General features: G+C 42.9%; 9 protein-coding genes. 1 reads left to right on the plus strand and 8 read right to left on the minus strand.

The genetic code is table 11. The features are described 5' to 3' along the window. Window positions 1-8: 8 nt before the first annotated feature. From VJL_RS07395 to VJL_RS07430, 8 genes are all read right to left on the minus strand, one after another. Window positions 9-1,121: a polysaccharide pyruvyl transferase family protein gene (locus VJL_RS07395; protein ID WP_038876859.1), complete on the minus strand. Its 1,113-nt coding sequence runs from the start codon at window positions 1,119-1,121 to the stop codon at window positions 9-11. After that, window positions 1,122-2,855, minus strand: a complete 1,734-nt coding sequence (locus VJL_RS07400) for a thiamine pyrophosphate-binding protein (protein WP_038876862.1) — start codon at window positions 2,853-2,855, stop codon at window positions 1,122-1,124. Between the two features lie 10 nt (window positions 2,856-2,865). Further along, on the minus strand, window positions 2,866-3,924 hold the full coding sequence (locus VJL_RS07405; RefSeq protein WP_038876863.1) for an NAD-dependent epimerase/dehydratase family protein: 1,059 nt from the start codon (window positions 3,922-3,924) through the stop codon (window positions 2,866-2,868). Further along, a complete protein-coding gene (locus VJL_RS07410; protein ID WP_050568828.1) occupies window positions 3,924-5,465 on the minus strand; it encodes a lipopolysaccharide biosynthesis protein in 1,542 nt (513 codons plus the stop codon). Before VJL_RS07410 ends, VJL_RS07405 begins: the two co-directional genes overlap by 1 nt. 127 nt (window positions 5,466-5,592) lie before the next feature. Beyond that, on the minus strand, window positions 5,593-6,051 hold the full coding sequence (gene tagD, locus VJL_RS07415) for a glycerol-3-phosphate cytidylyltransferase (RefSeq protein WP_038876865.1): 459 nt from the start codon (window positions 6,049-6,051) through the stop codon (window positions 5,593-5,595). 147 nt (window positions 6,052-6,198) lie between these two features. Further along, the gene (locus VJL_RS07420; RefSeq protein WP_038876869.1) at window positions 6,199-7,191 is read right to left on the minus strand and encodes a Wzz/FepE/Etk N-terminal domain-containing protein; all 993 of its coding nucleotides are present in this window, start codon (window positions 7,189-7,191) and stop codon (window positions 6,199-6,201) included. A 281-nt stretch (window positions 7,192-7,472) separates the two neighbouring features. Next, window positions 7,473-10,163, minus strand: coding sequence for an SLBB domain-containing protein (locus tag VJL_RS07425; RefSeq protein ID WP_038876870.1), 2,691 nt, complete (start codon window positions 10,161-10,163; stop codon window positions 7,473-7,475). A gap of 68 nt (window positions 10,164-10,231) precedes the next feature. Continuing rightward, the gene (locus VJL_RS07430) at window positions 10,232-10,747 is read right to left on the minus strand and encodes a porin family protein (RefSeq protein WP_038876872.1); all 516 of its coding nucleotides are present in this window, start codon (window positions 10,745-10,747) and stop codon (window positions 10,232-10,234) included. A 653-nt stretch (window positions 10,748-11,400) separates the two neighbouring features. Here VJL_RS07430 and VJL_RS07435 point away from each other — a divergent pair. Continuing rightward, complete coding sequence (locus VJL_RS07435; protein ID WP_038876874.1) at window positions 11,401-11,622, plus strand: hypothetical protein; 222 nt, start codon at window positions 11,401-11,403, stop codon at window positions 11,620-11,622. Window positions 11,623-11,676 lie beyond the last annotated feature (54 nt).

The raw sequence follows: 11,676 nt of genomic DNA on the forward strand, positions 1-11,676 counted from the left end.
GAGTAGCCCTAATTAGTTAAAACAGACGCTAGGATATCTTTAGCGCTTTTTTTCTCTTGCTCTCTGATTATATTAACCGCGGCAAAATCTATCTCTTTTGCAACAAGTTCGGCTGAAATATCATCGACAGATGTCACTAATCGGTCAAGTAAACCAAACTTAGATAATACTGAGGTAAACCGAGCAAGGCCACGCGACTCGTTGCCTATTGCAATAAATGGAATATTGAAAATAATGCAAAACGCGACGCCATGGAATGAGTCGGTCACCACATAATTGGCGTCCATAAAGCCACGAATCCACTGCGTTACTGCAGGGTAAGTCTCGTAAGGTGTTTCGGGTAGCACGGTAAACTCGGTTAATTGAGTCAGCTCTAACACAAAGTCGATGACTTTTCTTTTATCTTCTCGTTGGTCAAGCACGTATACGAACAGGTCGCCTGTGGAGTGAGGGGGGTTATCTTGCTCAACTAAATTGATATAAGTCTCTTTGTCGAGTAGTAGCGTAGGATCAACAACGTGCGTCGCTGAAGCACCAAAAACATTACTACACAAATCGACTGCCGAGCTTTCACGCACGGTGATCTCATCGAATTTACTCAACAGGTGTGACACTTGTTTGATTTGCTCTGGTGAATACTCAGCCGCATTATCTATACCAAATGAAGCAGCATAGGACATACGTTTGACGTTTTGCTTCCCTTCCAAAAAATCGAAGAAATAAGTCATGATCCCAGGAGAGTATAACGGCCTCCAAACCTGGTCGCTCCCTACAACGAAGGCATCAAACTGGTATTCATCCAACTGCTGGATTTTACTTACCGAATCAACGGGCTTTGTAAGCGTTAGCTTTTCTGCGATGAATCTATCGGTCTCTTTTTGAATTCGCGCCTTTTCCTGGTTAGATAAAGGCCAAAGTCTAGCCACAGGCTTATTTCGCAGATAACGATTTACACAGGCTTTAGCAAATGAAGGTATGCCAAAAAGCCTTGGCTTTCGAAACGGAATATCAGCAGTGTATACATCATGACCATTGTCACGAATAACTTTCTGCAGCGCGTATGCCTGAAGTAAACCACCATAGTTCTTATGCAATGGCTGAGTAAGAATGCAAACCTTCATTTAGCTACCTTTAACGATTTTTCGAATTGTGCTCATCCCTTTATGACCAATCATTTTTTTGGTTTTACCTTTAAGTAAAAGCTTTGAGTCTTGCTTGATATTAAGCACCTTTTCCAATGCCTTGCTTTCAAGTCTGCTGTCGGTGAAAACTTCAAACACCACCGATTGCTTCATTGGTTCAACCGATAAAAACTGCTCTTTGGCTTTGATGAATTCTTCTTTCGTCGAAGCACTCAAATATTGGAGGCCGAGATCCTGAGCGAAATTCTTAACCAAAGTTTTCGATTTGTTCCCAAAGTGATTGGCCGCCGCAATATACTCATCCGCAGCATCATCAAAATAAGCTGCGTGATGGTTGTACTGCTTAAATTCAGTGCCTTTACCATTGTTGATCATCAGGATTCTAAGGTTCTTGCCAACATGTCTATTCCCAAGCGTGTTCATATCGTAGAAGAACGCAAGGTCACCAAGTACACAAAAATAAGGTTTGCTTTCATTATTTAGCGACGCACCTAACAAAGAAGATAGAATTCCGTCAATACCAAATCCCCCCACGTTACTGCATACATCGACAGTTTCGGGAACTTCAAAGAAGTTCCAAGAACGTAAGCTATTTAGGATCCCTAAATGCAAGTTTGAGTGCGGTGGTAGGTGAGTAGCAAGTTGTGAAGCGACCCAAATATTAGAATACGGCAGCTCTGGCATGCTCTCGCGTAATGAAGACAGATAATCCTTGCAGGTAAGATAATAGCTGTTGTTCGGGGAGTTCGACTGAGTATACTTCTTGAAAAATAGCGACTCTGGCATTTCGAATACATGCTTCAACTTGCGGAAAGTATCACGTAACTCACCATCTCGACTGACACGCCAAACTTGCTTTCCTGACATTCTTAGACTTGGATAGTCGCCGCTTATTTCACCAATGTGAATAGAGATATCAGGCCTTAACGCCGAGTTATCCATATACTCTTGTCCTGCCGCCAAAGAGAACAGCAAGCGATACTTACCCTTATAGCCACTTGTGTGATCACAAAAGACAACAGCATCATTCGCTTCACAAAAGGCGTCTAATGCCTCAGTTTGTTTTTGTTCCCACTTAGGATGTGAACCAATAAATACGGCTACCTTACCCTTGAGTTCAGGTAGGTTGCCACTATCGATAAAGTGACGATGAATAGCTCGCGAAGTAGGTAAGACTTTACAATCAAACGGAAGGTTATAATTTGTAAACAGATTAATATGAGCAGGGCCACCGCCATCGCGATATAGTTCTAGAATGGCCTTATTAGCACTGACTTCGCAAGCCCAGACATCGTCGGCATCTTTAACAATTGGCATAGACACGCTGACTTTTGTGACGTCATTTTGCAGACTGCTTCGATCAATGACCTGTGCAACCAAGTGACCCACTTTTGATGTATCCTGAGTAGAGGTAATCGCCAACACTGGTAGTTTGCGATAGTAAGCTTCAGTCAAGCCGGGCAAATAGTTTCTGGAGGCTGTAGCGCCAGTACAACTGATGACAACCGGTTCCTCTGATTCTGCCGCTAACCCACACGCCATATAAGCCGCCGAGCGCTCGTCAACAGCCGAGTACATTTCGAAGTAAGGGTCATTTTGAATGCTACCAATAAATGCGACATTAGTGTTTCCTGGGGAAGCAACTACCTTTTTGATTCCATGTTGCTTTAACAACGACATGACAATTTGAGCATTTTTTTCTCTTGTAAACATAGAGTTATACCTATTTCAAAAAGTACCTAAAAATAACGTACTTCAATTTATTCTTTAATCCTTTCGGCTCAGTTAAAGATGTATCACAACCTACTTGCTTGTCTTTTTTTGCCTCGGCACACCAATCAACGTAGCCAAACTTGGGTACTTTCAAAAACTCACTAAGACAGCACTCTAACCCATCTGTGGGCTTAACAAAATCGCAGGTGCTAACAAACTGGTTAATCTTAGTATTATCAAATTGCCGATTATACATGCGGTCATAGTCGATTTGATACTGAGCACTATGCCAGCGTTTGATGTCTTCTAGCTCTCTTGAGCAAGCTTTTAGTTCCATACCGACATCATTTTGCAAGACACGAGAGTAAACCTTTAACACTGCTTGCCAAGTCAGCGACTCAGAGCTGGTAATGTGAAAAGCTTCACCCAGAGCACCTTTATGCCCCAACAGCGCAGCCATCGAGTTAGCGACGTCTTTTCCATACGTCAAAGTCGTTGTCTTATTTAACATTTCCTGATTAATGACTACGGGTCTATTTTTAACCGCCCGATAAAGCCACCCTTCTTTCTCTAGAGCCCCCAGTTGAAGTCGTTGCTCACTGTAGGTAACATAGGGGCGAATGATCGTCCAATTGCTAAGTCCCGAATTAAACAGCAAGTCTTCTTGCCTTGCTTTACTTAATGCGTACTCATCCGTGGCTAGGTAAGTAGAATCATCGGATACATCAACCAACCTAGGTGAGTCCTCACAGATTAAGCCCGTACTATCTGCATATACTCTTGCTGAGCTAATGAAAACATATTGTTCGGTGGCTACAAGCAGTCGCTCAACACGCGAGGCAAACTCGTCTGTCTTGTAGATCATGAAGTCTACAATAACATCCCACTTTGACTCCAAAAGAGGCTTCATGAAACCGTCGTCTTTGGCATTTCCAGTAAGATACTGAATATTCCCATTGTTAGCTCTACTGCGACGAGACGTTACGTATACTTGGTTAGAGCCCTCTGCTAACTTACTGACGAGGTGCGCCCCCATGGCTCCGGTGCCGCCCATAATTAATATCTTCATTATTTTGCACCTAACTTAGTTCGTAGCTTATTGTTGATGACATTGAAAAACTCACGTCGAGTACTTGTATTCATCCCCAAGTAAATAACAGAGGTTACAGCTGCGAAAAAAACTAAGATCAGGTAAGCAAACTGAAGTATGTCGCTACCTTTGCAATAGTCGCCGACCATAATAACCAGCGAAGTAGGAAATATCACAGCCCAAAATACTGGCTTGAGTACGACACGAACGTAGTTCAAAGTAGAGAGAGCTATGAGGCGAGAAACTATGAGCAGTCTCACTAAAAACATCAGTAGGTTCATCACGATAGCAATGACAAAAACGCTGTAAGCTGGATAACCAAGTTTTAAGGTGAAATAAGCAATCACAATAATCAGTAGCTGCATTATTCCCAGTGTTAGCTCGTAGCCACGCATTTTACCGGGCGCTCTAGCAGCCGTGGCTAGAGGTAAACTGATGGACATGATCAACATCTCAACCATAGCCAGTTGAGTGAACAACACGGCGAACTGCGGGGGATCTCCTAACCACAGCGACAAAACCAACTCCATTCCCACAATCAGCGGTAGAGTAAACACCCACATTAAGAAAAAGGTAAACTTTGAGCCAACAAAGACGATATCATGTAGCTCTTTGGTGTTCCCCGCCGCATGGTTTTTAATTATTGAAGGGTAAAGACCAGTGTTAAATGCGTTTGAGAACGCACTAACTTGCGAAGAAACTGAAATAGCAATAGCACGGGCGGCCGCTGTCGCAGGAGAGAAGAACTGATTGACGAGAATGGTCACTCCCTGCATCCTGACGACCGTAGTGAATTGACCAAATAGAGTCCAACCAGTAAAAGCGATAATGTCTGAAAACAGCTTTTGGTTCCAGTACCACTGTTTAAACTGGCACTCTTTAAAGCTTTTTATACAAACGACAAAGTAAGCCAAAAAGACAAATATAGAAACTGCCAATAGCAATAGCCCATAGAATTCGAGCCGATCACCACCGTAAACACTCAACGATATCGCTGCCACAAGCTTCAATATCGCCTCCATAATAGAGATTGCTGCAAAATACTGCATCCTCTCATGAGAAATGATAATCGCCAGAAACGGGGCAGAAAATATCCCAAAAATCAGCGTGACAATAGAATATTGGTATAGAGCTTGGGCTGTAGCGTACTTTTCTGGAGGGAGGCTTAAATGCTCTTGTACGAACCACAAGCCAATAGACTCAAGGGCAAGTAACGCCAACGCACCAATAGCGACATAAATGACCAAATTCACACAAAATGTCTGTTTAAGTGTGCTGTCGTCATCCTTACCTAATGCAAACGAAAAATAACGCTGAGTCGCAGACGCCATGCTCGTAGTTAAAAACGAGCACAAAGTCACTACACCTGCGACAACGCTGTAAATACCATAGTCAACAACGCCAAGATTATTGAGAACAACTCTAATACTAAATAGAGTGATCAGTACGATCACTATTTGACGAACATATAAATAGATCGTGTTCTTGGCAATTGTGCTTTTGTCAGTTTTGTAAGTCATCGTTCAATCATAGGTACACAAGATTTTTCTATGCCTTAGACATTGTGAAAATCGACCTACCTTTGTTCGTTCTATATGTTATTAAGTTAGGTGGAAGAGCCTTTCTTCGCACTTCTAACACCCGGATTTATGTCATTGCTTTCACAATCTCAATTACATTGTGCAATGAGCTCTCAATTTTATCCAAATCGGTCTTCTTCAAAGACGACAGCTTTTTCTTGATATCTGTAGTAGACACATTCTCAGTGCGAGGTAAGTAAACAACTTCACAGTACTCGCTCAGAAAGTCAAACTTGCCTTCCCAGTCGTCACCCATGGCAAAGATATCTGCATTAAAGCGTTGCACGTCACTTTGTTTTTGCTCCCAGTCGTGCTCTGGAAACACTTCATTAACATACTGGCATGCGGCAACAATCTCGGCTCGCTCAGCGTATGAGAAAAAGGACTTTTTCCCTTTAAGCTCGTTAAACTCATCTGAAGATATCCCAACAACCAACCTGTCACCTAGCTGACTCAAACGCTTGAGTAAGCGCACATGCCCAACATGAAAAAGGTCGAACGTTCCGTAAGTAATTACTGTTTTCATTCTCGTTAACAACACTCTTTGTCTCAGAGAGTTATTTACATCTGAGACACATTTTATTCAAAATGAGACAACCAAATTTTACTATCTCATTGTAATTCCTTGATTTCACCTATCTTACCAAACTGGTCCAGTAGGTAACACCAAGGGCTAAGTCCTAGATCTTAGTTCCTCTGTATCTTCTTTCCGAAAAGCAAAACGTATCAATACAATTGCTACGCCCAGCATGCCACCAAGCAATGTACCTAACACACAGATTAGAGCACGTTTCGGGCCGTCTTTTAGTTCTGGTACCACTGCCGGATCAACAACTTTGAAGATAAACTCTTCTTGTACCTCTGCAAGCATTAGACTTTTGGTTTGTTCTTCTATCAGCTTATAAAAGGTGCTTTGCATATCGGCTACGGCGGTTTTTTGTAGCTGAGTATTTAAGTAAGCTAAGTTTTGCGAAGTTTCCGATATTGTACGTTCACGCATTACTTTGTTGATGTCTTCAATCAGCCAGTTAACCCATTGCTGAGCAATATAGGGTGAGTAGTGTTTTACCGATACCGTGTATAAGCCGCTTTCTTTATCTTGAGTAATGCTCAACGTTTCTTTATTGAATACTTCAAACGCTTCTTGTGCCGTTGGAGTTACACCGCGCAGTCCATCGGGTTCACGCAGCCATTCACCTGTAGTTGGGTTATAGAGTTCTTCATCAAAAATGAGTTTGTTATTAGCTAAATCCCAATCTTTTGCCGCCATTAATGGTACAAGTAAATCATGTTTATTGATGAATGCTTCAACAAATTGGCGTGACTTCATTACTTGCACAGCTAAATCCGTTTGAGAAGATTCACCGGCACCAAGGTTAACACCTGCTAGTGCTGCTAATCCGCCGAGTTGACCAGCCATTTTTGAAAGACCTCCACCACTTGAGCTTTCTGCTGGTGCAAGTAATGCGTCCGATTTGTAGATATTTGGCAAGCTTAGTGCATAAAGTACCGCACCAACTGTAAAAACAAATGTAGTCGCAATGATGATCCACTTTCCTTTCCACAATGTGCCGAACAGTTCACGCAAGTCGATTTCATCATCTGTGGACTGAGATTGAGGTGGATACGGTAGGTAGTTTGGGTTGGATTCTTTTTGTTGTTCCATGGGTCTTTAATCCTAAGCTCTGAGGTTCGTTATGTGGAATTCAGAGATTGGTAAAATTGATTTCAGCCACCATACTGCGACTAGATTCCTAGTCTCGCTTAGGCTCGCTGGAATGACGGAATACTGAATATTATCCTGTCAAAGAATGTCCAGTCTCATTTCCACACTAGATTATTAATATTAACAAAGCCGAGCTTATGTAACTCCAATCATTACATAAGCTCTTGCTAAAGTTAAATTTCTAATCCTGTTTAAGCTGAATTGTATGGCTTTGTAATTCGTTACTTCAACGCGTTGATCGCTACACCTGTTTGGTAAAGGATCTGCGTTGCTGCCGTCCAGGTGCTCAATGCGTCACGGTAGTCAGTATCAATTGGCACTACAATGGTATCGCCCGCTTTTAGCTCTTCATGGTTGTTACCAAACCAGTAACCAGACGCTGGTTTGTAAACTGAGCCGTCAGCACGCACGACAAAGATACGGTCTTCATCTGCTTGTTTTTTCGCGCCACCAGCTTTGTTTAGGTAGTCATTCACGTCTAGCTTGTTATCCAACAAGTACGTGATTGGCACCTGAACTTCGCCCATGATCGATACTGTATTGCGGTATGTCGGCACAAATAAGAAGTCGCCGTCTTCCAACATAAAGTCAGCTGAGCGCTCGTCCTTCAAGATGCGATTAAGCTGCACTACCATACGGCCAAGCGCTTTGCTACGGCTAGCTTCTTCAACAAACTTCAACGTTTTATCCGGATCAGAAATCACCGAGCTCATATTGCTGTCTGCTCGGAAGGTTTTCTTCGCAGTTTCTGCACGCATATCTGCAGCGTATTGGTTTAGTAGCTTCTGCTCTTGTAGGCGAAGTGCCTCGCGCGTGAAGATTGCGCCTTGAGGATGAGCAAATTCTGTCAAACCACCAGCACGTTCAAGTAACTCACCTAAGGTCTCACCCTGACGAACCGTGTACGAGCCAGGGAAACGAACTTCGCCTTGCAGAGTTACTGTGCTTTGTAGTTTAACATTCGGTTTTTCAAGAATATTTAGACGGTCACGGCCAACAAGAATTGCGTCAGCAGTTGTATTGCCTTGAATCGCTTTACGTAAGTCAATGCGTTCTACGTCGATAGACGCGCGCTCGTCCTTGCTGCTAATCACAGTACGCGACAGTTCGGCATTGATGGTAAATGCATTGTACGTTAGACCACCAGCTGCTTCGATTAGAGTAGAAACTGACATGCGTGGTGTGAGTGGGTAGCGACCTGGGTGTTTAACCTCACCAAATACTTCGGTGATTTGTGGCGCTAAACCTAAACGAGATTGCTGCTGGAGCTGCAAAAGTACCGGAGCAAGTAAAGTTCGACGAGTGTTTTGCTTCAACGCATCAAAGTCTTCTTTGGTAATTTTTTTGCCACGGAATATGATTTTCGGTTGTTCTGATTCTTCAGTTGAAGATCGTCCCATAGACATATTGTCTGTCGCTGAGGATATTGCAACAGAAGAGCTCATCACTTCTTGCTCTTTTTGTTGATCCATCTCGGCTTTAAATTGAGCCTGCTCAAGCGTTTTCGCTTTAGTCACCGTGTCTTGATCTGCAAGGGTATCTAAATCTTCATTATTGAAACGGTTAAATACCAGTACTCGGTCACGCGAGTTCAGCTTTAGGTTATCTTCACTGCTTGGAGAAAGAATCGCGTTAGCGAGGTTAACTTGATAAACCTCGATGTCACGTTGTGGGTTAATCTCGCGGACAACAACTGCATAGTTAACATCGGCAGTGGAGTTAAATGATGTATCTACTGATTGGAACAAATCAGCGACGCGCAAACCGCTCTTCCATTCGATAAATCCAGGATGGCGAACATCACCTTCAATTTGCACGTAACGGGTTAGCTCCTCACTCTTCTTCAGTACATTAACGGCGTCGCCATCTTTGACTTTAGTTTGTTGATCGTGTGACTGGCTGAAGTTCAAGGTTAATGCATCGCGAGCACCCTTTGCTGCATAACGTTTGACTTCAATTTGGTCACTATAAGCGTTGGCAGTAAAACCACCTGCCATTTGAATGGCTTGCTTGTAGGTTTCACCTGATTTCACTTCATAGATTGCAGGGCGGTTTACTTCACCATCAATAGCGATGGTATTACCGACAGCACCAATAAAGACCACATCGCCAGGTAACAGTCGAACATCGTTGCGCGCGTCACCTTTCAGCAATAGGTCATACATATCAAGCTTGCGAATTACCTGACCATTGCGCTTTAACTGCACGTTACGTAGTGCACCGCTCTCACCAAAACCACCACTGTAATAAATGGCTTGAGAAATGGTAGTTAGAGCACTGACGGTGTAAGCACCTGGTTTGTAAGCATCACCCATTACAAACACTTGCATAGTTCGCATTTCACCTAGCGAAATATCACTACGCACACCTATCATTTGCTCTTTTACACGTTGGTTTAGTGAGTCACGAACATCGGAAAAGCTCATGCCTGCAACTTGAACTGGACCAAGAGATGGAAAGTTGATGGTACCCGCACGATTTACTCGTAAACGGTGGGTAGTGTTCTCTTTACCAAACAGCTGAATAACAATTTCGTCACCAGCACCGACTGTGTAATCCGTAGGAACAGGCACATCACTCACTGGGGCAAATGTTGTTGGTGAACCCGCAAACAGATCCAAGCCGAAGCGTTTTAACTCTTCGTCTTTCGCTAAATTCATTTTATCTGTTTGATTGGCATTACTCACCTCTGGACGAGGATCAATCACTTGAGGGTTTTGATAGTTACTCGGCTGAGAAGAAGAGCCAGAAGGGAGAGAAATGCCGTACTTACTTGCTAGTGCTTGTTGTTGGTCAGCAGGTAGGCTTTGGAACATTTGCATTTGTTCCGGGGTTGGAGTTTGTGCATGACTGAATGAAGCAAAAACACTTGCCAAAACACAAGCGGCAATCGAGAAATATCCTTTAAGCATGATAATTCGCTATTTAAATCGAGAGTTAAAAAATCCTAGTTACTAAAACTAGGCACTAGGTCTTTTAATTAAAATCGGTGCTGAAAGCCGAGTGTCAGGGCGTTCAAACGAACTTGGTCTTCTGATGTATTGTCAACAAACTCGAAAACAACCGCATTGTGCTTATCTAAGGCGTAATGCATACCTAAACCAAAGCTAAAACCTTGATCTTTATTAGAACCAATGTTCTGTTGATCAATTTGGACACTGGAGTAACCCGCCAGTCCGTAAAGTGCGAAACGTTCAGAAACCGGCATGTTCAACTTAACAAAACCACTTGCTAAGCTGTCTACTGCAAGTCCGCTGTCGCGCTGTACTGAGGTGCCGTAACGTGCTTCTAACGCGACATAATCGTTAAAGAAATAGCCTGCTTGCGCTTGAAGAAGGAATGGATTGCCTTCGGTTACGGAAGAAATAGAAGAGTGGTGATATTCGGCATTAGAGTAGCTCACTAACGCACCTGCATAAAAATCTGCTGAGGCCGTAAATGAGCACAAGCCTAAGCTGATTGCACTCAACGCCCCTAGCCATGGTCGTTTGTTCATCACGTAAGTGTTCCTTGGGTATTGACTGACCGCTGCACATGAATGACGCACGCAGTGAATGTCTGTTAACTCTTTAGTCTGTTTGCTTGTGCGTTTTCACGCTACCGCCCTGCGGCATTACGCGTAGCCACTGTTCGCTGATTACCGAGCTGCTCGGCTTATTGATATAAGTGCTTTTTTAAAGCGTCGCTTTTGTGACAAGAAAATCAAAAAAAATTATACTTGATAAGCACGGCATAAAAGCTGGCAAATTATGCATGGATTAGCGCAAAACGGCAAGGGGCTCACTCTAACGTTTGAGAATAGGCATTCTTGTTTTTGAGAGCAATGACACTCTGGGCATTAGTCGCCTAAGTGTAACAAAACGTAACACTGTACTTATCTCGAATGTCAAGTCGCTACTTACTTCGATATTGACAGGTTAGTGTTACTTATGGCCGAGTTATCCGTCATTACACCAGTAAGCTCTAGTTAAAATCACTAAAACCGCCTGCAAATAAATTGTCTTTTCAATGAGACGCATTCTTTAGAACTTGGTAAAATTCCATAGGAAACTATTTACATGCTGATTGTTTTTTAACTAAAATGACAGATGGTATGTTCTAAACAGACCAAACATCGATGTTTTAAAATCTGAAATACAAGGATTAATAATGAAGAACACAGCTCTAGCTATTCTTATGGCTCTAAGCGCATCAACTGCATTCGCAGCGACTGAAGCTGGTACTACTGGCACAGCAGCAGCATCTGCAACTGGTACAACTGCAGTAGCAATAGGTGCAGCAGCAGCAGTAACTGTAGTAGCAGTTGCAGCGTCAGACAGCGATTCAACTTCAACGTCTACTTCTACTTCTACTTCTACTTCTACGAACTAATTCGTTTAAGTTGAACTAGATAAATCGCCCTGAACTATTTCAGGGCGATTTTAT

Source organism: Vibrio jasicida CAIM 1864 = LMG 25398 (genome assembly GCF_000400365.1).
Classification (GTDB): domain Bacteria; phylum Pseudomonadota; class Gammaproteobacteria; order Enterobacterales; family Vibrionaceae; genus Vibrio; species Vibrio jasicida.